At 64.0% G+C, this 21,918-nt stretch carries 16 protein-coding genes and 1 other RNA gene; 7 read left to right on the top strand and 10 right to left on the bottom strand.

The window, feature by feature from the left end; all coding sequences use genetic code 11:
• Positions 1 to 15: 15 nt before the first annotated feature.
• The 3 genes from BHMPCIPO_RS13155 to BHMPCIPO_RS13145 all read right to left on the bottom strand — a co-directional run bounded on the left by BHMPCIPO_RS13155 (position 16) and on the right by BHMPCIPO_RS13145 (position 4,088).
• Positions 16 to 2,613, bottom strand: a complete 2,598-nt coding sequence (locus BHMPCIPO_RS13155; protein ID WP_173518164.1) for an ATP-dependent helicase — start codon at positions 2,611 to 2,613, stop codon at positions 16 to 18.
• A gap of 187 nt (positions 2,614 to 2,800) precedes the next feature.
• On the bottom strand, positions 2,801 to 3,208 hold the full coding sequence (locus BHMPCIPO_RS13150) for a carboxymuconolactone decarboxylase family protein (protein WP_173517157.1): 408 nt from the start codon (positions 3,206 to 3,208) through the stop codon (positions 2,801 to 2,803).
• A gap of 58 nt (positions 3,209 to 3,266) precedes the next feature.
• Positions 3,267 to 4,088: a cyclase family protein gene (locus BHMPCIPO_RS13145; RefSeq protein ID WP_173517156.1), complete on the bottom strand. Its 822-nt coding sequence runs from the start codon at positions 4,086 to 4,088 to the stop codon at positions 3,267 to 3,269.
• A gap of 308 nt (positions 4,089 to 4,396) precedes the next feature.
• Between BHMPCIPO_RS13145 and BHMPCIPO_RS13140 the strand changes: the two genes are divergently transcribed.
• Positions 4,397 to 5,578, top strand: coding sequence for an efflux RND transporter periplasmic adaptor subunit (locus BHMPCIPO_RS13140; RefSeq protein WP_173517155.1), 1,182 nt, complete (start codon positions 4,397 to 4,399; stop codon positions 5,576 to 5,578).
• Entirely contained in the window at positions 5,575 to 8,712 is a 3,138-nt protein-coding gene (locus BHMPCIPO_RS13135) for an efflux RND transporter permease subunit (protein WP_173517154.1), read from the top strand. The genes BHMPCIPO_RS13140 and BHMPCIPO_RS13135 overlap by 4 nt, the downstream gene beginning before the upstream one ends.
• 95 nt (positions 8,713 to 8,807) lie before the next feature.
• Here BHMPCIPO_RS13135 and BHMPCIPO_RS13130 read toward each other — a convergent pair whose 3' ends face one another.
• The gene (locus BHMPCIPO_RS13130) at positions 8,808 to 9,242 is read right to left on the bottom strand and encodes an anthrone oxygenase family protein (protein WP_173517153.1); all 435 of its coding nucleotides are present in this window, start codon (positions 9,240 to 9,242) and stop codon (positions 8,808 to 8,810) included.
• A 514-nt stretch (positions 9,243 to 9,756) separates the two neighbouring features.
• On the opposite strand from BHMPCIPO_RS13130, the gene BHMPCIPO_RS13125 reads away from it, so the two are divergent.
• The 3 genes from BHMPCIPO_RS13125 (at position 9,757) to BHMPCIPO_RS13115 (ending at position 16,834) form a co-directional block, all read left to right on the top strand.
• The gene (locus tag BHMPCIPO_RS13125; RefSeq protein ID WP_173517152.1) at positions 9,757 to 11,163 is read left to right on the top strand and encodes an FAD-binding oxidoreductase; all 1,407 of its coding nucleotides are present in this window, start codon (positions 9,757 to 9,759) and stop codon (positions 11,161 to 11,163) included.
• Positions 11,164 to 11,370: 207 nt separating this feature from the next.
• Complete coding sequence (locus BHMPCIPO_RS13120; protein ID WP_173517151.1) at positions 11,371 to 15,126, top strand: AsmA family protein; 3,756 nt, start codon at positions 11,371 to 11,373, stop codon at positions 15,124 to 15,126.
• A gap of 370 nt (positions 15,127 to 15,496) precedes the next feature.
• A complete protein-coding gene (locus tag BHMPCIPO_RS13115; protein WP_173517150.1) occupies positions 15,497 to 16,834 on the top strand; it encodes a TadE/TadG family type IV pilus assembly protein in 1,338 nt (445 codons plus the stop codon).
• Positions 16,835 to 16,914: 80 nt separating this feature from the next.
• On the opposite strand, the gene BHMPCIPO_RS13110 is transcribed toward BHMPCIPO_RS13115, so the two are convergent.
• The 5 genes from BHMPCIPO_RS13110 to ssrA form a co-directional block, all read right to left on the bottom strand.
• Positions 16,915 to 17,703: a hypothetical protein gene (locus BHMPCIPO_RS13110; RefSeq protein WP_173517149.1), complete on the bottom strand. Its 789-nt coding sequence runs from the start codon at positions 17,701 to 17,703 to the stop codon at positions 16,915 to 16,917.
• A 174-nt stretch (positions 17,704 to 17,877) separates the two neighbouring features.
• The gene (locus BHMPCIPO_RS13105) at positions 17,878 to 18,114 is read right to left on the bottom strand and encodes a ribbon-helix-helix domain-containing protein (RefSeq protein ID WP_173517148.1); all 237 of its coding nucleotides are present in this window, start codon (positions 18,112 to 18,114) and stop codon (positions 17,878 to 17,880) included.
• Between the two features lie 219 nt (positions 18,115 to 18,333).
• Complete coding sequence (locus BHMPCIPO_RS13100) at positions 18,334 to 18,546, bottom strand: DUF4169 family protein (RefSeq protein ID WP_173517147.1); 213 nt, start codon at positions 18,544 to 18,546, stop codon at positions 18,334 to 18,336.
• A 121-nt stretch (positions 18,547 to 18,667) separates the two neighbouring features.
• The gene (locus BHMPCIPO_RS13095) at positions 18,668 to 19,180 is read right to left on the bottom strand and encodes an SspB family protein (protein ID WP_173517146.1); all 513 of its coding nucleotides are present in this window, start codon (positions 19,178 to 19,180) and stop codon (positions 18,668 to 18,670) included.
• Between the two features lie 134 nt (positions 19,181 to 19,314).
• Positions 19,315 to 19,674, bottom strand: a transfer-messenger RNA (tmRNA) gene (ssrA, locus tag BHMPCIPO_RS13090).
• 144 nt (positions 19,675 to 19,818) lie between these two features.
• On the opposite strand from ssrA, the gene BHMPCIPO_RS13085 reads away from it, so the two are divergent.
• Entirely contained in the window at positions 19,819 to 20,127 is a 309-nt protein-coding gene (locus tag BHMPCIPO_RS13085; RefSeq protein WP_173517145.1) for a DUF2853 family protein, read from the top strand.
• Positions 20,128 to 20,197: 70 nt separating this feature from the next.
• Here the strand turns inward: BHMPCIPO_RS13085 and BHMPCIPO_RS13080 are convergent, their stop codons facing one another.
• Positions 20,198 to 20,641 (bottom strand): DUF2267 domain-containing protein, encoded by a 444-nt coding sequence (locus BHMPCIPO_RS13080; RefSeq protein WP_173518163.1) that lies wholly within the window; start codon positions 20,639 to 20,641, stop codon positions 20,198 to 20,200.
• Between the two features lie 331 nt (positions 20,642 to 20,972).
• Between BHMPCIPO_RS13080 and BHMPCIPO_RS13075 the strand changes: the two genes are divergently transcribed.
• Complete coding sequence (locus BHMPCIPO_RS13075; protein ID WP_173517144.1) at positions 20,973 to 21,767, top strand: thymidylate synthase; 795 nt, start codon at positions 20,973 to 20,975, stop codon at positions 21,765 to 21,767.
• Positions 21,768 to 21,918 lie beyond the last annotated feature (151 nt).

The following is a 21,918-nucleotide window of genomic DNA, read 5'->3' as shown; positions in this document are numbered from 1 at the left end:
CTGGCCGAGCCCGCCTCACACCTTCTCCACAAACCCATCCAGCACGCGCTTCTGGCCGGCGCGGTCGAAGTCGATGGTGAGTTTGTTGCCTTCGATCGCGGCGATGTTGCCGTTGCCGAACTTCATGTGGAAGACGCGGTCACCGACCGAGAAGCGGGAGGGTTCGGCAGTCGTCGATTTCGCCACCAGCTCGCCGTCGATGGTGCGGCCGCGCGGGCCGCTTTCGCCGTAGCCGATGCGCTCGACCGCGTGGCCGGAGCGGGTGCCCCAGTTGTCGCGGGTGGCGTCGGAGCGGTGCTGCTGGGCGCGCTTCCAGCCGGGGGTCGCGTAGGAGTTCTGGAACGGATCGGCCTTGTCGAAGCGCGACTGGCCGTAACCGCCGCGGCCATAGCCGCCATAGGACTGCTCGTTCTCGGCCACGTCGACATGGGCGAGCGGCAGCTCGTCGAGGAAGCGCGAGGGCATGGTTGACTGCCAGAGGCCGTGTATGCGGCGGTTGGAGACGAACCAGATGTGGCAGCGGTGCTTGGCGCGGGTGATGCCGACATAGGCGAGGCGGCGCTCTTCCTCCAGGCCGGCGCGGCCGCCTTCGTCGAGCGCGCGCTGGTGCGGGAAGAGGCCTTCCTCCCAGCCGGGCAGGAAGACCGTGTCGAACTCCAGACCCTTGGCCGAGTGCAGCGTCATGATCGAGACGGCGTCGAGGTCCTCGTTCTGCTCGGCGTCCATGACGAGGGCGACATGCTCGAGGAAGCCGCGCATCGACTCGAAGGCTTCCATCGAGCGGATGAGTTCCTTCAGGTTTTCCAGCCGTCCCGGGGCTTCGGCCGTCTTGTCGGCCTGCCACATGGCGGTGTAGCCGCTCTCGTCGAGGATCTGCTCGGCAAGCTCGGTATGCACAGTCGTCTCCAGCAGGCTCTGCCAGCGGCGGAAATCGGTGACGACATCAAAGAGGGCCTTGCGCGCCTTCGGCTTCAGCTCGTCGGTCTCGATGATCTCCGAGGCCGCCGCGAGCATCGGGATATCGCGGGCGCGGGCATAGTCGTGCAGCGTGCGCACGGTGGTGTCGCCCAGGCCGCGCTTCGGCGTGTTGATGATGCGCTCGAAGGCGAGGTCGTCGGCCGGCTGGCAGACGAGGCGGAAATAGGCCATGGCGTCGCGGATTTCGAGGCGCTCGTAGAAGCGCGGACCGCCGATGACGCGGTAGTTGAGGCCGAGCGTGACGAAGCGGTCTTCGAATTCGCGCATCTGGAACGAGGCGCGCACCAGGATCGCCATGTCGTTCAGATTGTGCTTCTGACGCTGAAGCTGCTCGATCTCCTCGCCGACGGCGCGGGCTTCCTCTTCGGAATCCCAGGCTGCATGCACCTGCACCTTCTCGTCATCCGGATTGGTGCGGTCGGTGAAGAGCGTCTTGCCAAGGCGGCCCTCATTGTGGGCGATCAGGTGACCGGCGGCACCGAGGATATGCTCGGTCGAGCGATAGTTGCGCTCGAGCTTGATGACCTTGGCGCCCGGGAAATCCTTCTCGAAGCGCAGGATGTTGTCCACCTCGGCGCCGCGCCAGCCATAGATCGACTGGTCGTCGTCGCCGACGCAACAGATGTTGACGCTGCCGCCCTTGATCTCCCCCCTTGTGGGGGAGATGTCGGCGGAGCCGACAGACGGGGGTGTTTTCGCGCCGGTGCCTGTGGGGATACCCCCCTCTGCCCTGCCGGGCATCTCCCCCACAAGGGGGGAGATTGGCTTGCGGCCTGGCCGCTGCGCCAAGAGCCGCAGCCACATGTACTGTGCCGTGTTGGTGTCCTGGTACTCGTCGACGAGGATGTAGCGGAACTTGTCGTGATAGTCCTTCAGCACATCCGCATGCATGCGGAAGATGCGGATAGGGTGCAGGAGAAGGTCGCCGAAGTCGCAGGCGTTCAGCGTCAACAGCCGGTTCTGGTAGGCGGCGTAGAGCTCGCGGCCCTTGCCGTTGGCAAAGGCGCGAGCGTCACCCTCGGGGATCTGGGCGGGATCGAGCCCCTTGTTCTTCCAGCCGTCGATCATGCGGGCGAATTGCTTGGCCGGCCAGCGCTTGTCGTCGATGCCTTCGGCCTGGATGAGCTGCTTGATCAGCCGCACCACGTCGTCGGTGTCGAGAATGGTGAAATCGGAACGCAGGCCAACGAGCTCGGCGTGGCGGCGGAGCAGCTTGACGCCGATCGAGTGGAAGGTGCCGAGCCAGGGCATGCCTTCGACCGCATGGCCAACGAGCACGCCGATACGCTCCTTCATCTCGCGCGCCGCCTTGTTGGTGAAGGTCACGGCCAGGATCTGCGAGGGGAAGGCGCGGCCGGTGGAAAGGATATGGGCAATGCGGGTGGTGAGCACGCGGGTCTTGCCGGTGCCGGCACCGGCGAGCACGAGCACCGGACCATCAAGGGTTTCGACCGCTTCCGACTGTTCCGGATTGAGACCTGAGAGATAATCCGGGCGCGGCTGGGCGCGATCACGCGCCGCCATGGCGCGCGCGGCGATGCCGCCGGTGGCTGGGATACCTCCGGTGGCTGGCGGCTGCTTGCGCGGCGCCGGCTCCTCGTCGAAGAAAGGAATGTCGTCGAAACCACTCATCATGCGGCTCAATGTAGTGATTCGGTGGGGAAAGGCCAGAAAGGATGTTCTTCTTTTATTCCGTTTTCTGCGCCGGGCGCACCAAGCCTGTGGAAAGACAGGCGATTTCGAGACCGCTTATTCTCGGACGCTGTTTCGTCTCTCGCATGTCGTTATCGCAAAACCGCTGCACACTTTGCGCGACATCCTTTTAGTCGGATGTTTTATCGAAGACGGCATCGACCGGCACCTGCAGCGCGGTGGCAAGCTGGTTGGTGCGGGCGGCGAGCGAGATCACCCGGAGCAGATCCGCGTGCTGGGCATCGCTCATGCCTTTCGCCTTCGCTGCGGCCGTATGGGAATGGGCGCAGTAGTCGCAGCCATTGGTGACGGAGACGGCGATATAGAGCATCTCCTTCACCAGCGGATCGAGGGCTGACGGTTCCGCCATCACAGCCTTGACGTCGCGCCAGGTCTGCTCCAGCAGATCCGGGTCGAAGGCGAGCCACAGCCACATATTGTTGATGAAATCGGATTTGCGCGTGGCGCGGATATCGTCGAACACGGCCTTGACGCGTGGGTTCTCTTCCGGGTTCTTCGGCGGAGTAACGGTGCTCATGGGCTTCCCTGCGTGGCGGTTGCCGGCGGCCTTGCGCCGCCGGATTGATGAGTGGGGATCAAGCAAGGGCAAAGACGCGCGCCGGGCCGCCGGTGCCGCCGCGGTGCTTCGGCGCACCGAGGATGAGCGTCGCGCCCTTCGCCGGCAGCTTGTCGAGATTGGCGGCGGCCTCGAGGCCCCAGCGGCCCTCGGGCAGCCAGGCATAATGCGTGGCGAAATCGGGCGAGGGGCCGTGGTCCAGCGAAAGCGTATCGACGGCGATGCCGGCGGCCTTGCTCTCTTCGATGAGATATTTCGCGGCCTCGACGTGAAAGCCGGGAAAATGCAGCTTGCCGCCGCCATCGGCATTGCGGAATTTCTCCGTGCCCACATGCGCGCCCCAGCCCGAGAGCATGGCGACGCAGGCGTTTTCCGGGATCTCGCCATTGGCGGCGATCCAGGTCTTGAGATCGTCGGGCGTCACCTGCGCGTCTGCGTCACCGGATGCCTTTTCGCGGATATCGATGATGCAAAGCGGCACGACGAGCTTCTCCACCGGCAGTTCGGCGACGGAAAGGCCGTCGGCAGAAAAGTGCAGGGGCGCGTCGACATGGGTGCCCGTGTGTTCGTTCACCCGCAGTTCGAACAGGTTGAACTTGTCCTTGGCGTAGTTGAACTTCTGTTCGCGGAAGAACTGCTGTTGGCCGAAGAAGGTCGGGAAATCCTCATGCAGTTCATGGGTGAGATCGGTGACGCTTGCATGTCCCTGCGCCAAGGCCGGGGGCGCAATGCCGGTGCTCGCGGCGGCGAGGCCGGCGGTTCCAACGGCAGCGGCTTTGAAGAAGCTGCGGCGCGAGAGCATGCGCTCCTTCACCGTTTCCATCACACAGGCATCGCACATCGTTCTAGCTCCCCTTCAAGAAACTGAAAAAACCAGCGGGCGAAACCGCTCGGAAAAAGCGGCCGGCGGTTGCAGGATAGCGCAGTCGAAGCCGCTGTAAATGCCGGCTCATGCAGCAAATTGCGCTTCACGGTGGAGACCACTCGCGCGTCATCATGCCGCCACCAAATTCGCTTTTATTACAATTGCGTAATGATGCCATTCCGTCATTGCCCCGACGCGCGCGAACAGGGATACTCCGCGCAATCGGAACGAACCGCCGGACGTGCCGCGCTGGGGCGTGTTTTTTGCTTTATCTGGAGATTTGAATGCGGGTTTGGAAACAGCTTGCGGTGAGCGCCGCTGTGCTTCTCGTGGGCGTGACCGTCTGGGTGCGGTTCGTGCCTGGCGCGGGTGAAACGCTCGCCGCCATCGGCGTTTCTCACCCGCTGATCGATGCCCTGTCAAAGCCACAGACGGGCGGCGGCCAGGGCGGCGAACGCAATAGCGGGCGCGGCCAGGGCGGTGGTGCGATCCTGGTGATGGTTCGCCCCTCGGCAACCGCTGTCGTCAACGACCGGCTGAACGCCATCGGCAACGGCGAGGCAATCCATTCCGTCAGCGTCACGCCGACGGCGACCGGCAATCTCACCGAAATCCTCGTGCGCTCCGGCGACAAGGTGGCGGAGGGCCAGGTGATTGCCCGGCTCGACAGCGACGACCAGAAGATCGCCGCCGACCAGGCGCGGCTGACGCGCGACAGCGCGCGTGAAAAGATGGAACGCTATCGCAATCTCAGCACCGCGCGGGCGGTGACCGCTGTGGACGTGCGCGATGCCGAAATCGCGCTGCAGACGGCGGAACTGGCGCTGAAGACTGCCGAGCTTGACCTGAAGCGCCGCGATATCGTCGCTCCCTCCAAGGGCGTCGTCGGCATCATCACCGTCAATGTCGGCGACTACGTCACCACGACGACGCCGATCGCCGTCGTCGACGATCGCTCGGAGATCCTCGTCGATTTCTGGGTGCCGGAGCGCTTCGCCAGCAAGATCACCGTCGGCCAGCCGGTCACCGCCTTTGCCATCGCCCAGCCGGGCAATCAGCTCGACGGCGCGATCCACGCGATCGACAACCGGCTGGACCAGGCAAGCCGGACGCTCCGCGTGCGCGCACGGCTCGAAAACCCCGAGGATACGCTTCGGGCCGGCATGTCCTTCTCCGTCACCATGGCCTTTGACGGCGACACCTATCCGACAGTCGATCCGCTGGCGATCCAGTGGAGCTCGGAAGGCTCCTACATCTGGCGCGTTGTCGGCGACAGGAGCGAGAAGGTGCCGGTGAAGATCATCCAGCGCAATCCGGACAAGGTGCTGGTCGATGCCGCGCTTTCCGAGGGCGACGAGATCGTGACCGAAGGCGTGCAGCGCCTGCGCAATGGCGGCGAAGTCCGCATCGCCGGCCGCGAGCGCAAGCAGGATGCCGCCCAGAAGGTTGCGGAGGAAACGAAGTGAGCGGCGGCGAAGGGCACAGCAAAGCGTCCGCCCGCGAACGCGGCAAGACCGGCTTCACCGCGCTTTTCATCCGCCGGCCGATCTTTGCGCTGGTGGTGAATACCCTGATCGTCGTGGCCGGCCTTGCCGCCTGGAACGGCATCGAGATCCGCGAATTGCCGCAGGTCGACCAGCCGGTTATCTCGGTGACTACTACGCTCGACGGTGCGGCACCGGAAACCATGGACCGCGAGGTGACGTCGGTCGTCGAGGGGGCGGTCTCGCGCGTGCAGGGCATCCGCGACATCTCCTCGACCTCGACCTTCGGCCGCAGCCGCGTGACGCTGCAGTTCTCTGACACCACCGATATCGGCCAGGCCGCCAACGACATTCGCGATGCGCTCGGCCGGGTGCGCAACCAGTTGCCCGATGATGTCGACGAGCCGAGCATTGTGAAGGCCGACGCCGACAGCCAGCCGATCATGCGACTGGCGCTGACCTCCGACACGATGAGCATGGAAGACATGACGCTGCTCGTCGAAAACGAGATCAGCGACCGGCTGGCGGCGGTGGAAGGCGTCGCCGACGTCGCGGTCTATGGCGACCAGGAGAAGATCTTCCGCATCGACCTCGACCAGGCGAAGCTCGCCGGGCGCGGGGTGACGGTGGCAAACCTGCGCACGGCGCTCGCCAACGCCTCCTATGACGTGCCGGCGGGCAAGCTGACCAGCGCCAGCCAGGACATCTCGGTGCGCGCCACCGCCGACCTGCAGACGCCGGAGCAGTTCGAGAACCTTATCCTCGTCAACAATGTGCGGCTGCGCGACGTCGCCACCGTGACGCTCGGTCCGGACACGGGGACGACGGCGCTGCGCTCCAACGGCCGCCAGGGCATCGGCCTCGGCATCGTCCGTCAGGCGCAATCGAATACCGTCGATATCTCCGAGGGCGTCCGCAAGGTCGTCGATACGATCCAGAGTGAGATCCTGCCCGAGGGCACGCAGCTCCGGATCACCAGCGACGATGCCGTCTTCATCAACGGCGCCATCCACGAGGTGGAGATTGCGCTGGTTGTCGCCGTCTTCATCGTGACCTTGGTCATCTACCTGTTCCTGCTCGACTGGCGGGCGACGCTGATCCCGACGATCAGCATGCCGATCGCGCTGATCGGCACGGTGGCGGCGATCTATCTCGCGGGCTTCTCGATCAACATCCTGACGCTGCTGGCGATCGTGCTGGCAACGGGGCTCGTCGTCGACGACGCGATCGTGGTGCTCGAAAACATCGTGCGGCGGCGCGCCGAAGGGCTCGGCCCGCGGGCGGCTGCGGTGCACGGCACGCTCGAGGTGTTCTTCGCGGTGCTGGCGACGACGGCGACGCTTGCCGCAGTCTTCGTGCCGCTCTCCTTTCTGCCGGGGCAGACGGGCGGTCTCTTCCGTGAATTCGGCTTCGTGCTGGCCTTCTCGATCCTGCTTTCCTCCTTCGTGTCGCTGACGCTCTGCCCGATGCTCGCCTCGCGCATGCTGACGAAGGAAGCGCACACGGTGCCGGGGCCGATGGCGCGGTTCGGGGCACGGGCTGCCGGTTTCTACCGGGTGACGCTTCGCGCCTGCCTCAACTCGCCGCTGATTGTTTTCGTCGTTGCCGCCTTCTTCACCGCCATGGGCGCGGCCGGCTTCCTGACGCTGAAATCGGAACTGACGCCGAGCGAGGACCGCTCGCAGGTGATGATGCGGATCAACGCGCCGCAGGGCGTCTCGCTCGAATACGCCCAATCCCAGATGCGCCGCATCGAGGACGGCCTGCAGCCGCTGGTCAAATCCGGCGAGATCGACAACATCTTTTCGATCTCGGGCCAGGGCGGTTCGGTCAACAGCGGCTTCATGGTGCTGACGCTCGCCTCTTGGGAAAAGCGTGACCGCACCCAGCAGGAGATCGTCGCCGACATCAACAAGGTGACGGCGCGCATCCCCTCGGTCCGCGTCTTCGCCATGCAGCCGAACAGTCTCGGCATTCGCGGCGCCGGCAGCGGCCTGCAGGTGGCGCTGGTCGGCAACGACTACAACAAGCTCGGCGACGCGGCGGCGAAGCTGGTGCGCCAGATGGAGGACAGCGGCCGCTTCGAGAACGTCCGCCTCAATTACGAGGCCAACCAGGCGCAGCTCTCGATCACCATCGACCGCGAGCGCGCTTCCGACATGGGCGTCGACATCGGCGGCCTCGCCTGGGCGCTGCAGGCGATGCTCGACGGAAACAGTGTCGTCGACGTCTATGTCGATGGCGAATCCTATCCGGTGAAGCTCTTATCCTCGACCAATCCGGTCAACGACCCGACGGATCTGCAGAACATCTTCCTGAAGGCCGGAGACGGCAAGATCGTGCCGATGTCGACGATCGCCAGCGTCGAGGAAATGGCGGTGGCGCCGCAGCTCTCGCGGGAATCGCAGCTTCGCGCCGTGTCGCTCTCGGCCGGCCTCAAATCGGACCTGGCGCTCGGCGAGGCGCTGACCATGGTCGAGCAAATGGCCGAGCCGCTCTTGCCGCCGGGGTCGCGCATCATGCCGCTCGCGGAAGCGGCGACGCTCAACGAAAACACCAATGGCCTCTTCGTCACCTTCGGCTTCGCCCTCGTCATCATCTTCCTGGTGCTGGCGGCGCAGTTCGAAAGCTTCGTCAGCGGCCTCATCATCATGTCGACGGTGCCGCTTGGGCTCGCCTGCGCGGTCTTCGCGATGATCATGACCGGCAACACGCTGAACATCTACAGCCAGATCGGCCTGGTCATGCTCGTCGGCATCATGGCGAAGAACGGCATCCTGATCGTCGAATTTGCCAACCAGTTGCGCGATCGCGGCCAGGACGTGCGCTCGGCGATCGAGAACGCCGCCAATATTCGCCTCCGCCCCGTGATGATGACGATGATCGCCACCATCGTCGGCGCGGTGCCGCTGGTGCTGGCGAGCGGCGCGGGCGCGGAAGCGCGCATCGCGCTCGGCTGGGTGCTGGTCGGTGGGCTCGGGCTGGCGGTGATCGTCACGCTCTACCTGACGCCGGTCGCCTACCTGGTGATCGCCCGCTTCACCAAGCCGCATGCGGACGAGGAGCGGAAACTGCATGAGGAAATGGAAGCTGCAGCGGCGCTCGAGGCGCACTGAGCTACTGCAAAATACAAGGTGCTACGGCGACCTTGTGCGTCCGATAGGACGCGCGGGACTGTAGAGGCCAGCGAACGCCGTTGGCCTCTTCCACGCTACATTTCGAGCCCGGCGGCAATGAGAAAGATCGCTGCCGCCAGGCCACCGAGCGCGCTTCGTCCGGCATGGAGCCTGCCCCAGCGCTTGAGCAGGCTGCGGCTTTCCTCGCCGGTCTCATCCGGCCGCGTTGCCTCCAGCTTGCGATTGACCGGCATCACGAAGAACAGCGTATAGGGCCAGTTCAGGATGATGATGGCGGCACCCAGGCCCCAGAGCACATGGCCGGTTCTTCCCCAGGCGGCGGCGCCGAGCAGGCCCGAGATGAGGGCGAGTGTCGCCTGCATCTCGAAGGCGCGGCGGTAGGAAGGAACCCATTGCGCCAATGCGGCGCGATCGTCGAGATGGAGCCTTGCGGGCTGTTCGGCGAGATTGATGTAGATGGCGGCGCCGAAAAAGATCGACGCGGTAAGCAAAGCGAGCAGACCCAGCATTGCCTCTCTCCCTTCACGCCAACATGATAATCCAACGCCGGCAATTTGAGCAGGTGTTTTCTGCGCTCTCGCCCTCATAGGTGGACCCAGACGCTTTGAAACTGATTCCGATTTCGCTGGCAGCGCCTTGAAATCGAATCGCTTTCGGTTCTGTTGCGCCGGGTCGAACGCCAGCCTGGCGTCAATTGTCGGCCCGCTGCTCCCATCGACCTCTATTCGCCGACGCTCGCCGCCTGGGACGGCTGGGTGTGGATTGCAGGCATCGCGCTCTACCTCCTTTGCGTGGCGGCGCTGAGGCATCTGCCGCGTTGAAAAATCGGCTGTTTTCCCCGCTCTGATACGGTCTTGTGACGCTCCGGTCTCACGTCAGGCGTTTTCCTGCGTTAGCCTGACGGTCAAGGGCGCGAGCGTCTGGACAAAGTGATTCCGATTTGCACAGTAGCGCCTTGAAATGACTGCGCTTCCGAGGCATCGCTTCGGGAGGGCAGCGTATGCAACAGGAAGGGCGTTTTCCGTGGCATTGAAGGCAATCAGGGCTGGCGTGAGGAACGAGGCCGGCATTTCGGCGGCGAAGCAGGAATTGGCCGCCCGCTTCGGCGACCGGCTGCAGACGGGCGAGGCGATCCGCGCCCAGCATGCCCACACCACCACCTACATTCCGGCGCAGCTTCCCGATGCGGTGGTGTTTGCCGAAAGCGCCGAAGAGGTGCGCGAGATCGTTCAGATCGCCGCCCGGCACAAGGCGCCGCTGATCCCCTTCGGCACCGGGTCGTCGCTCGAGGGCCATATCAATGCGCCGCATGGCGGCATCTCGGTCGATCTCGCCCGCATGAACAGGGTGCTGGAGGTCAATGCCGAGGATCTCGACTGCCGGGTCGAGCCGGGCATCACCCGCGAGGAGCTCAACACCTATCTGCGCGACACCGGCCTGTTCTTCCCGATCGACCCCGGCGCCAACGCCTCGATCGGCGGCATGGCCTCGACGCGGGCTTCGGGCACCAATGCGGTGCGCTACGGCACGATGAAGGACAACGTGCTGGCGCTGACGGTGGTGACGGCCGACGGACGCGAGATCCGCACCGCCCACCGGGCACGCAAGTCTTCGGCGGGCTACGACCTGACGCGGCTTTTCGTTGGCGCGGAAGGCACGCTCGGCATCATCACCTCGATCACGCTCCGGCTGCAGGGTATCCCGGAGGTGATTTCCGGCGGCGTCTGCCCGTTCCCGACGATCGAAGACGCCTGCAACGCGGTGATCCTCACCATCCAGTCGGGCATTCCGGTGGCGCGCATCGAGCTTCTCGATGCGCTGCAGATGAAGGCCTGCAACGGCTATTCCGGCCTCTCCTATGCCGAGACGCCGACGCTCTTCGTCGAGTTTCACGGCAGCGCCGAAAGCGTCGAGCTGCAGTCACGCCAGTTCGGCGAGATCGCGTCGGAGTTCGGCTCGACCGGCTTCCAGTGGACGACCAATCCGGAGGAGCGGGCGCGGCTCTGGAAGGCCAGGCACAATGCCTATTGGGCGCAGAAGAGCCTGATCCCGGGTGCGGCGATCCTGTCGACCGATGTCTGCGTGCCGATATCGCGGCTCGCCGATTGCGTCGCGGCGACGCAGGAGGATAGCGTCGCCCATGGCCTGACCGCGCCGATCGTCGGGCATGCGGGCGACGGGAACTTCCACGTCGGCTTGCTGTTTGACGACACGGACGCGGCCGACGTGGCGCGGGCCGAGGCTTTCGTCGAGCGGCTGAATGCCCGGGCGCTCGAAATGGATGGAACCTGTACCGGCGAACACGGCATCGGCCAGGGAAAGATGCCGTTTCTCGAGGCCGAGCTCGGCGACGCGCTGGACCTGATGCGGCAGGTCAAGCGTTCGCTCGATCCGGACAATATCTTCAATCCGGGCAAGATCTTCGCCTGAAGCGGCTCCCGCGCGAGGGCGTCAGGTTTTGGCCCAATTTTTCGGGCAATGCGCCGGCGCCAAAGTGTGGTACTGCATAGTTCCGAAGTCGGAATCGACCCCGAACGAATTATGCGGCAAACCAGAGTGCCAGGGCGCGAGCCACTGGCGCTCAACTGACGTGCGGCGCGCGGACGCGCCGATGAACTGAATGGGAATGTAGGCACGGTGCTTTCGCGAATTCTGCTTGCCGTCGGTGGACTTGTGGTCGTTGCGCTCTTCGCGGCGCTGATCGCCCCGTGGTTCATTGACTGGACGGATTTTCGCAAGGAGTTCGAGCGCGAGGCGAGCCGCATCATGGGCAAGCCGGTGGTCGTGCATGGCAGCGTCGATGCGCGGCTGATCCCGTTCCCCACCGTGACGCTCAACGATGTGCGCGTCGGCGCCAGCCAGGACGGCGAGCCGCTGATCCAGGTGGCGCAGTTTTCCATGAGCGCGGAACTGGCGCCGTTCCTGAGCGGCGAGGCGCTGATCTTCGACATGCGGCTGGACCGGCCGAAGGCCAAGGTGCGGCTGCTGCCCGACGGTACGCTCGACTGGGCGCGCGGCCGCCGCACTTCTATCCCGGCCAAGACCGTCGTGCTTGAAAACGTCGAGATCAGCAATGGCCAGATCGAGTTCATCGACGAGCAGACCGGCCGCACCCGCCGCGTGAGCGGGCTTGCCGCCGATGTTTCCGCCCGTTCGCTCGCCGGTCCGTGGAAAGTGGAGGGGCGGGCGGCGCTCGACGGCGAAGCCGGCAGCTTCTCCCTCACCAGCAACGAAGTGGACGCAGCAGGTGCGCTGAGCCTCAAGGCCCGGGTAACGCCCGACAAGCGCCCCTTCGGCGTCGAGACCGACGGCGCATTGAAGATCGTCGATTTCAAGCCGGTCTACAGCGGCCGCTTCACCCTGACGGAAAACCGGCAGGGCGAAAGCAAGGAGGACGATCGGGCGCCGTTGCGCATCAACGGTGACTTCCAGCTTACCAATGAAAGCATCCGCGTTCCGGATTATCGCTTCGAGGTCGGTTCGACGGATGATCCCTATGTGGTCACCGGCGAGGCGACGCTCGATACCGGCAAGGATCAGAAGTTCCTGCTGATCGCCGACGGCCAGCAGATCGACGTCAGCCGGATCGGTCCCAATCGCAACGCCAAGACCGGCCGTGATCCGGCGATCTCCATGCGCCAGCGGCTGGAGGCGATGCTGACGATTGCGGCCGAAATTCCCATTCCGCAGGTGCCGGGCCGCGCCAGCCTGAAGCTGCCGGCGATCGTCGTCGGTGACACGACGGTTCGCGACGTGCGCATCGACGTCCAGCCCGATGGCGCGGGCTGGGTGATCGACAACGTCGTCGCGCTCCTGCCGGGCCGCACGCAGCTCGAGGCCAAGGGCCGGTTGAACCTCAAAGGCCAGCGCAGCTTCCGCGGCGACCTGCTGCTCGCCTCCAACCAGCCGTCCGGTCTGGCGAACTGGCTGGCGGGCTCGGTCGATCCGGCGATCCGCAAGCTGAAGACCGCCGGCTTTTCGGCCAAGGTGAACCTCACCGATACGCTGCAGCAGTTCGAAAACCTCGAAGTGGCGGCGGGCGAGGCGAGCCTGAAGGGCCGGCTCGAACGGCAGTCCTTTGCCGAGCAGAAGCCGAACCTCTCGCTGCAGCTCAAGGGCAACCGCATCGATTTCGAGGCGCTTCAGGCGCTGACCGGACTGGTGGCGGGCGACGCCTCCACCGATACGCTGCTGCAGCACGCCATCGCTGCCGACCTTTCGGCCGACGAGTTCTCCGCCTTCGGCGAAGAAGCCAAGGACGTGCAGGCGGTGCTGACGCTGAAGAACGGCCAGCTCCAGGCCGAGCGCGTGGCGATCGGCTCGCTCGCCGGCGCCCAGCTCGCCTTCTCCGGCCGGGCCAGCGGCGATCTGGAAAAGCCCGTCGTCTCGGCCAAGATGAAACTCGCCGCCAAGAACCTCACGCCGTTCCTGGAAATGATCGGCCGGCACGCGGTCGACCATCCGGCGCTCAGGCAATTGATCAAGGCCGGCCCCTATTACAGCGACACGGCCTTCGACGTGACGCTGACGGCCGGCAACAAGGAAGGCAATGCGCCGGCAACCTTCGGCATCTTCGGCACGGCGAACGGCACCAAGATCGCGGCCAGCTACCAGGCGCCGGATATGGTGCAGGCGCTGACCGGCAAGGCGATGCTGCTGGAAGCGACGCTCGAAAACCCCGAAACCCGCCTGCTTCTCGGCCAGACCGGTTTCGATCCCTTGCCGTTCGATGCGGACGCCAACGGCATTCTCTCGGTCAAGCTGCAAAGTACCGATGGTTCGAAGGCAAACGGCACGGTGACCTTCACCACTGAGAAGTCGTCACTGGCGGCCAAGGGCAATGTCGATCTTTCGCGCGACCACTTCCTCGAAGGCCAGGTGAAGATCACGCTCGAGACGCAGGACATCGAGCCCTATCTGCTGCAGCAGGGCGTGGCGCTGCCGCAGATGGGCAGTGGCCTGCCGCTGACGATATCGGCCGACGTCGCGGCAAGCCCGGAGGCGATCGCGCTGACGGCGGTCGAGGGCAAGGCGGACAACAACGGCTTTACCGGCACCTTGACGGTGGACCGCAAGGCACCTGGGGCTGCCACCGGTCAGCTCACCGTCGACACGCTCGACCTCGCCTGGGTGGGCGAGGGGATCCTCGGCCCGGTCGAGGATGCGAACGGCGCATTCTCGAAGAGCGCCCTAGCGCAGCCGGCCTGGACGGGTCTCAACGTCGCGCTCGACGTGCAGGCGGGAAAATTCTGGCCGGGCGTCTATGGTGCGGTCACCAGCTTTGCCGGCAAGATGGAATGGAAGGGCGACGAGATTTCCCTGACCGATGCCACCGGCGACTGGCTGGGCGGCAAGCTCGCCGGGCGCGTGCAGGTCGGGAACGCCAACGGCTCCGGCTTCCTGCGCTCGCGCCTGGACGTCAAGGGCGGTGACCTGACGCAGGCGGGTTGGACCCGTTCCGACGCTCCGGTGGCGACCGGAACGTTCGATCTCTCCGTCGCGCTGGAAGCATCCGGCGCGACACCGGAGGCGATGGCGCATTCGGCCAGCGGCTCCGGTACGGCGACCTTCAACGGCCTGACGCTGAACGGCATCAACAGTGCGGCCCTGCCGCAATTGATTGCCGCCGCCGATGGCCAGAAGACGCAGATTTCGGCCGATAGCATCCGCAGCGCGGCGGAAGCAGCCGTGTTCTCCGGTCAATCCGTGGTCGGCGTCGTCAAGGCTCCCTTCAGCGTCGCCGGCGGCGTGCTGAGGGTGCAGAACGTCACGGCCGGCGATGGCAATGCCGCCTTCATGGGGGCAGCAGCACTCGACCTTGCGGCCGGCCGGATCGATGGCGGCATCGACCTGACCTTCCGCCCGGGCGAGGAGGCGCTTGCCGGTGCCGAACCGCGTGTGCGGATCGGCTATGCCGGCCTCATGGAGGCGCCGGGCGTCAGCCTCGACGTCGCCGATCTGGCCAATTTCCTTTCGCTGCGCGCCTTCGAGCGCGAGCGCCGGCGGGTGGAGATCCTGCAGGCGAACGTGCTGGAGAAACAGCGGCTGCGCCGTGAAGTGGCGCTTTACAAGGCAAAGGCGGAGGCACGCGACCTCGAACGGCGACGTGCCGTTGCCGAAGAACGCCGGCGTGCCGCGGGGGCTGCGGAAGCTGCCCGCGTCAAAGCCGAACTGGAAGCGCGCGCCGCGGCTGAGCGAAAGGCCGAAGCCGAACGGCAGGCCGAAGCGGCACGCCGGGCGCAACAGGCGCCGTGGGGCATGCGCGGTGCCGGCGGGGAGCAGCAACCGATCGCGCCGCAAAGTGGGCCCGACGATACCCAAGGCGGCAGCGCCGGGCGGCCAGCCGGCCAGAAGCTGAACTTCGAAGTGCTGCCCGACATCACGGTGCAGTAACCGGCGCTCAAATCCGAACCGATCTGCGCGCCCTCGGCGGCGCCTTTCACGCCCCTGCGCGCGCGCCAATCCGGCGTTGCGTGGCGGGCCTCCTATGTCCGGACATGCGCTCGCGGATGAATTTCGTCGATGCTTTCGGACGCCGCTGGGGATTAAGGCCCTCACAGCAGCGATTTCGACAAAGTTTAACGATTTCTGAAGCCATTTCGCTACGTTTTCTCGCTAAATTAGCAAGATGTTTTGGAGCGCAGGGAGGGGCGCGGCCGATTGGCCGCTTCTAGCTCCAACTCATTGGAATCGATGACGTCTCTTGCTTCGGGGCCATGTGGCTCCGAAGTCGTCGTGATCTGTTGAGGGGCAACGAAGCAAGATGCTAAACAAACGGAAGAACAAGCTCGTCCGCATGCTCGAGGACGAAAGCGGCAACTTCGCCGTCATGACAGCCCTGGTGATGATACCGCTGTTTACGGCTGCTTCCATCGCCATCAATCTCGCCCGCATCAATCTCGAGTCCGCCAAGATGCAGGACGCGCTCGATGCGGCCGCCTTCTCCGCGGTCAAGTCCTATGGAGAAGGGGAAGATGAAGCCCAGGCGAAAGACCTGGCGAACAATACCTTCTTTGCCAATTTCGGCATGCCGGAGATCGTCGACGAGATCGGGTCGGGGGAAAGTTCGACACCGGCGGCGGCACAGGCAATCACGGTCGCTTTCGGCACGGCCGGCGTGGAGAGCACGGCGACGGCCACCTATGAGCTCACATACGCTCCGCTCTTCTGGGGCCTTCAACCCTATACGATCGACCGCGCAAGCGTCGCGGCGCGCATGCCGGGAAGGGAAGCGTGCATTCTGGCGCTTCATCCGACCGCAACCCGGGCGTTCGAAGTGAGCGGCAGTGCCAGCGTCGATACGTCCGGCTGTACCATCACGTCGAATTCGAGCGATGCCCAGTCGATCTATCTCAGTGGTTCGGCCAGCTTGAAGGCCGAGTGTCTTTATGCCACCGGCAAGGTATCGGCGACGCTGGCCCATCTCGAGCTCGCCTGCGGCAAGGCGGTGGAGGATGTTCCGCCGATCCTCGACCCGTTCCGGTTCAGGAAAATGCCGACGACGGGGAGCTGGGTGAACCTCGCCGGATGCGGACAGAACTTCGTGGCCGGCGGTGGCGGCAATGGCGACTGCAATGGCACCAGCAAAACGCCGAACAACGCACCCGTCGGCTACACCGTCGAATTGAAGCCGGGCACCTATGGCGGTCTGGAGATCAAGGGCAAGGTCCTCTTGCGGCCGGGCTCCTACATCATCGACGGTGGTGTCCTGAAACTTGCCAGCCAGTCGGTGCTCACGGGTGAGGGGGTCACCTTCTTCCTGATGAACGGCGCCCAACTCGACATTCACGGCGGCTCGACCTTCAACATCACACCATCCCTGACGGGGGACTGGGCAGGTTTCGCGATCGTCGCCGCCCGGAACAATACGGCGACCGCGACGATCAACGGCAACAGCGCCTCGTCGCTTGCGGGCATCATCTACATGCCGGCATCACGCGAGATCCAGTATGCCGGCAGTGGCTCCACCGGCGGCGAATGCGTGCGCATCGTCGCGCAGGAGATCACCATGATCGGCAACAGCAGCTTCAAGCTGGATTGCAAGGCGGAGCTCGCGAACAACACCATCAACAACCCCGGTGCCATTCGTCTGGTCAGATAGGCTGCGACCGATCTCGCCATACGACGTTAAACCCGGTTGCATGGCAACCGGGTTCTTTTTGCGCGAAGGCTCAAGCCGTTTCAGAAGCGTATGGAAAGGCCGAGGATCGGGCCCTGTTGAACCACGTCGAAGATAAAGCCGTCATTGTCGTAGTCGACGCCGAGTGCACGGTAGCCGGCAATCGCCGAGATCGTGTCGTTGAAGCGGTAGCCGAGGCCGAGGGCCACATCCCAGTCGATGTCGGCACCGCCGCCGCCGACGAGGCCCCAGCCGGTCAGGTAGATTTCCGGCGTCAGATAATAGGCGCCGCGCAGGCCCACCATGCCGTCGACCCAGGTCTTGCCGTCTTCGCGGCTGACACCGTCAAGCGGACCGCCATGGAAGGAGATGGTGGTATCGACCGACCAGACCTTCACGCCGCCGATCACGTCCAGGTTTGATTGCTGATCCTGGAACACCGTGTAGCCGACGGCGGCGAGGCCGACGAAGGTCTCCGAGTCGACATCCACCGTGTCGGTGAAAATCCCGCGCGCCTTACCGTCGCCGGAAAGCTTTGAGTAGATCAGATCGGTGAAGATGCTGAAGCGATCGTTCCGCGCTTCGCCGATCGCCATGGCGGCGAAATCGAGATTGCTCCAGATGTCGCCGAAGTCGGAATCGATGTGGACGGTCGGCAGGCCGAACTGTGCCGTGTCGCCGGAGAGCCCGGCAATCCAGAAATAGGGGGCGAAAGTGAATTGCCAGCCGCTCTCGGTTTCCTGGACCGGTGCCGAAGGGGCCATCAGCGGTGTGATGTCTGCCGCATTGGCCGACAGAAAGGGCACCAGGCTCAGGCAGGCCGCAAGGCCCAGTCGCGTAGAGATACTCATGAAACGCTCCCCTCTGAGACGGCAGCACAAGCCGTCTCTCTATGGGACATTTTTATATAAGTCTGCCCGAAAACAACTGATTTCAATCGACGATGGGGGTCGTGAAGGACAAAACCCGCCGGGCTGTTGCAGGGCGCACACAATCAGGCCGTGCGCGCAGGCGATTTTCCGCTGTCAGGCCTCGCCCGGCGAAGACGCCAGGATCTTCGCCTTCAACCATTCGAGCACATAGACACGCAGAGCCGAGGAAAGATTGCTGTCGGGGCCGCGCTGGTCGTCGATCTCGGCGATGAGCTGGGCAAGCGGCATCGCCCTTGCCACGGCGATTTCCTTCAGCTCCTGCCAGAAGGCATCCTCGAGCGAGAAGCTGGTGCGGTGGCCGTGCAGGGTCGCGGAGTGCTTACGGATCATCGTCCGGTCTCTGGATCAGAATGACTTTGGGGCGGATTGCGCACGCCCTATGAATGGAGCGGGACGCCGGCGGAAAACCGCCACACGCGGCGCTCCCAAATCGCATGTCGTTATCGCAAGCCGCCACGCGCCTTTGCGCGACATGCTTCGGTTGGCATTTCGATTCGGAAAGCGGCCGCAACTCCTTGTTCCGGAATCGTTTTTCTTGAGGAGGGCGGCTCAGTCCTTGCCGTCGCCGCCTTCGCCCTCGACCGGCCGCTCCAGGCGGCCCTGGTCGAGGCGGGTGTCCGCCTTGTCGTTCAGCGCCTTTGTCAGGGACTTTTCGGCCTTGGTGCGGCCGAAGGAGATGCGGTTCTGCTCGGCCTGCTTTTCCTTTTCCGTGCGCTCACGGCGCTTGCGGAACTGGCGCAGATTGACGACGTCGCCGGTCATGACCCGAGGCTCCTTCAGCGCCGCGCGTCTTGCACGCGCAAAGGTCGCTGTAGCTCTTTGAGTGGCTGCATGTTTGTCCTTCAGCCGGTTGCGATCAAAGGAAACATGCAGTCGGTGGTGATCAGTTCTTCTTGCGGAAGGAATCGAGCGAAACGACGGAGCCGCCGCCGTTTTTCGGTTCGGTCGGCTTGTCTTCCTTGGCCGCGGTCTCGCCGTTTTCCTCCGGGACCGGATAGGCGGTGATTTCGGCCGATTCCACTTCTTCCTCCTCGCCGGCGGCGACATCGAACTCCAGCTCGAAATTGACCGAGGGGTCGTAGAAGCCGCGGATGGCGTTGAACGGGATGACCAGCCGTTCCGGCGTATCGGAGAAGGAAAGCCCGATCTCGAAGCCGGTCTCGGTTACCTTCAGTTCCCAGAACTGATGCTGGACCACGATGGTCATCTGCTCGGGATACTTCGCCTTGAGGTGCTGCGAGATGCGCACGCCCGGCGCGCCGGTCAGGAAGGTGATGAAGAAGTGGTGCTCTCCGGGCAGATGGCCTGTCGTGGCGACCTCGGTCAGGACCTTGCGGATGACGCTGCGGAGCGCGTCCTGTGCCAGAATGTCGTAGCGGATGTGGTCCTGGCCCATGGGTGTCCCGTCTTTCCTCGAACTCAATCTTACTGCTTTTCCGTCGGCGATCCGCCGTCGACTTTTCATTGCCCATCCACAAGGAACGAGTCAATTATTTGAGCATCTATAGACCATTTCGAGCCGGGGGAGAAGGTGAAGGCTTCTGTTGCCAGGTGCCTTCGGACCCCGCCTTACGGTGCTACCCGGAAGGGCTTGATTTGAAGTGCCGCACCGCCGTTAGGCAGCGAGACGTGCTTCAGCATAGTTGTCGTTTGCAACTATAAGTTTAGCCCGATAACGGTGGTACAATGCCGAGCAAAAAGTCGATCTTTACGCCCTTGTCGATCCTATTTCGCCCCCATCAAAAGCCGATCCTCGAAAGATCGGTTTTTGGTGGAGGCGCCGGGTACCGCCCCCGGGTCCAATGGGTTTATTTCATCGCCCGTTTATTGCCATAGCCGCCCGAAGACGGCACCGTTCATATAGGTCTTTCCGGCCTCCAAGAAAAGGGGGATGTGTCGGATATATGACTTTCTCTTCGATCGCTTTCCCTCGACCGGGTTGACTTGCCCGACGGCCATGAAAGACTCCCGCGGCTGTACGGGGCCGGCCAATTCCGGCCGCGCTTTCTGAAGCAAGAGCAACCTGGAGGCATCATGGCGGACTACCTCGCAGATGTGCTGAAATACGACGGCGGTGCCGACGAGGCGATCGTGAACAAGATCGTGCGCCACCTCGGCATTGCGTTGCGCAACAAGGACTCCTCGCTCGTGTCGGTGACCGACCCGAAGGAGCTCGAGCGCATCAAGCAAAACTGGTGCGAGAAGAAGTTCGGGGTCGAGGGCGCGGCAGCGGATGCGGCCATTGCCGCCACGGCCAAGACGATGGCCGCCGACCGCTCGAAATCGCGCGTGACCTTCTATTATCTGGTCGCCAAGGAACTCGGAAAGCTGCAGGCGCTCTGATTCCTCCGGCTTCGGCCGGTGGATCGCGCCGCAGCGGCGCGCGCCTTTAACCAACCGCGCGACTGCGGTTCTACTCCTTGGCGCCGAGGCTTTCCGGCCAGAGTGCGCGGATGTCCTTCGGCAAGGCGTCGCGGATCTTTGCCGTCTGGCCGAGATCGACATGGCGCGCGAGCACCCGGAACACCGATTGCGTGACCGTAGCCGGGTTGACAGGGCGGCTGCCTTTCAATCCTTCCTCGACTTTGTGGAGAAAGTCCTCGAGCGAACGCGCAGACTTGTCCGGCAGAGAGGGGCGGTATTGGTCGTAATAGGCGCCGCGGATGAGCAGCGGCAGTTCTGCGCCGAGATGGGCGGCCAATTCTGGCGGGAGCCTGTCGCGCAAGGCATGCAACACGGCACTCAATATGTGCCATGCCTCTTTCCGATCGGGCCCGTGCCGCTCCATGATTTCGCTGAGCCAGATATGAGTCGTTTGCAGGGTCTTGTCGAAGACGTCGAGACCTGTTGCGCTCATGGCCGCTTCCCTTTCCGTTTTTTTCTGAACATTCGATTCGCTTCCGAGTTCCCAACAACCGTCCTCCGAGATTGTTTCCTCCTCGCCGAACAAAACGAGGCGCCTACAGCGCCGCGCGTCTTCTGAGACGCGCAAAGATCGCTGTAGCACTTTGATTTGAGGACCACGCCGCCAGTCGCCGCCCGGCCAAATGAGCGGGTGCTGATCGGCCTCTGCCCGGCGGACAACGCTCCTCATGTCGGCAAATCGCGGGGAAACAGGCAGCCAAGCATTGGTTCGGCGCGCGGTTCGTTCTATTTTCAGGATCGTGACGAATCGGCAGCGAAGAACCATGCGGCAATATCTCGACCTTCTCGATCATGTGATGACCAACGGAACCGACCGGGGCGACCGGACGGGAACGGGCACGCGCTCGGTCTTCGGCCACCAGATGCGCTTCGATCTCGCCGAGGGCTTCCCGGTGCTGACGACCAAGAAGCTGCACCTGCGCTCGATCATCCATGAGCTGCTCTGGTTCCTGAAGGGCGATACCAATATCGCCTACCTCAAGGAAAACGGCGTCACCATCTGGGACGAATGGGCCGACGAGAACGGCGACCTCGGCCCGGTCTACGGCTACCAGTGGCGCTCATGGCCGGCGCCGGATGGACGCCATATCGACCAGATCGCCGGGCTCGTCGAAAGCCTCAAGACCAATCCGAATTCGCGCCGCCACATCGTTTCGGCTTGGAACCCGGCATTGGTGGACGAGATGGCGCTGCCGCCCTGCCATTGCCTGTTCCAGTTCTACGTGGCGGATGGCAGGCTTTCCTGCCAGCTCTATCAGCGCTCCGCCGATATCTTCCTGGGCGTGCCCTTCAACATTGCCTCCTACGCGCTTTTGACGATGATGGTGGCGCAGGTGACCGGCCTCAGACCAGGCGATTTCGTCCACACGCTCGGCGACGCGCACATCTACCACAACCATTTCGAACAGGCCCGGCTGCAGCTCGCCCGCACGCCGAAGGCACTGCCGCGGATGGAGATCAATCCTGACGTGAAGGACCTGTTTTCTTTCCGCTTCGAAGACTTTACGCTCGTCGGCTACGAAGCTGATTCAACGATCAAGGCGCCGATCGCGGTCTAAGGCAATCGAGCGCGGCGGTACCCTGTCCGCACAGATATGTCTGCATGTTCAGTTCGGCGTCGTCGCGGCGGCAGGCACCGGAGCGGCCGTGAAGCCTCGTCGGTCATGGCAGCGGCGACGAGTGGCCGGGGAGGGCTCGCCGTCCAAGGGA

This window comes from Ensifer sesbaniae (assembly GCF_013283665.1).
Classification (GTDB): Bacteria; Pseudomonadota; Alphaproteobacteria; order Rhizobiales; family Rhizobiaceae; genus Ensifer; species Ensifer sesbaniae.
The sequence above is the reverse complement of the archived record's forward strand: the minus strand, read 5'-3'. Positions and strand labels throughout refer to the sequence as shown.

Bases quoted from the DNA above. Each gene is read 5' to 3' on its own strand.
- BHMPCIPO_RS13155 (WP_173518164.1), bottom strand. From the start codon at position 2,613: ATGATGAGTGGTTTCGACGACATTCCTTTCTTCGACGAGGAGCCGGCG.
- BHMPCIPO_RS13150 (WP_173517157.1), bottom strand. From the start codon at position 3,208: ATGAGCACCGTTACTCCGCCGAAGAACCCGGAAGAGAACCCACGCGTC.
- BHMPCIPO_RS13145 (WP_173517156.1), bottom strand. From the start codon at position 4,088: ATGTGCGATGCCTGTGTGATGGAAACGGTGAAGGAGCGCATGCTCTCG.
- BHMPCIPO_RS13140 (WP_173517155.1), top strand. From the start codon at position 4,397: ATGCGGGTTTGGAAACAGCTTGCGGTGAGCGCCGCTGTGCTTCTCGTG.
- BHMPCIPO_RS13130 (WP_173517153.1), bottom strand. From the start codon at position 9,242: ATGCTGGGTCTGCTCGCTTTGCTTACCGCGTCGATCTTTTTCGGCGCC.
- BHMPCIPO_RS13115 (WP_173517150.1), top strand. From the start codon at position 15,497: ATGCTAAACAAACGGAAGAACAAGCTCGTCCGCATGCTCGAGGACGAA.
- BHMPCIPO_RS13110 (WP_173517149.1), bottom strand. From the start codon at position 17,703: ATGAGTATCTCTACGCGACTGGGCCTTGCGGCCTGCCTGAGCCTGGTG.
- BHMPCIPO_RS13105 (WP_173517148.1), bottom strand. From the start codon at position 18,114: ATGATCCGTAAGCACTCCGCGACCCTGCACGGCCACCGCACCAGCTTC.
- BHMPCIPO_RS13100 (WP_173517147.1), bottom strand. From the start codon at position 18,546: ATGACCGGCGACGTCGTCAATCTGCGCCAGTTCCGCAAGCGCCGTGAG.
- BHMPCIPO_RS13095 (WP_173517146.1), bottom strand. From the start codon at position 19,180: ATGGGCCAGGACCACATCCGCTACGACATTCTGGCACAGGACGCGCTC.
- BHMPCIPO_RS13085 (WP_173517145.1), top strand. From the start codon at position 19,819: ATGGCGGACTACCTCGCAGATGTGCTGAAATACGACGGCGGTGCCGAC.
- BHMPCIPO_RS13080 (WP_173518163.1), bottom strand. From the start codon at position 20,641: ATGAGCGCAACAGGTCTCGACGTCTTCGACAAGACCCTGCAAACGACT.
- BHMPCIPO_RS13075 (WP_173517144.1), top strand. From the start codon at position 20,973: ATGCGGCAATATCTCGACCTTCTCGATCATGTGATGACCAACGGAACC.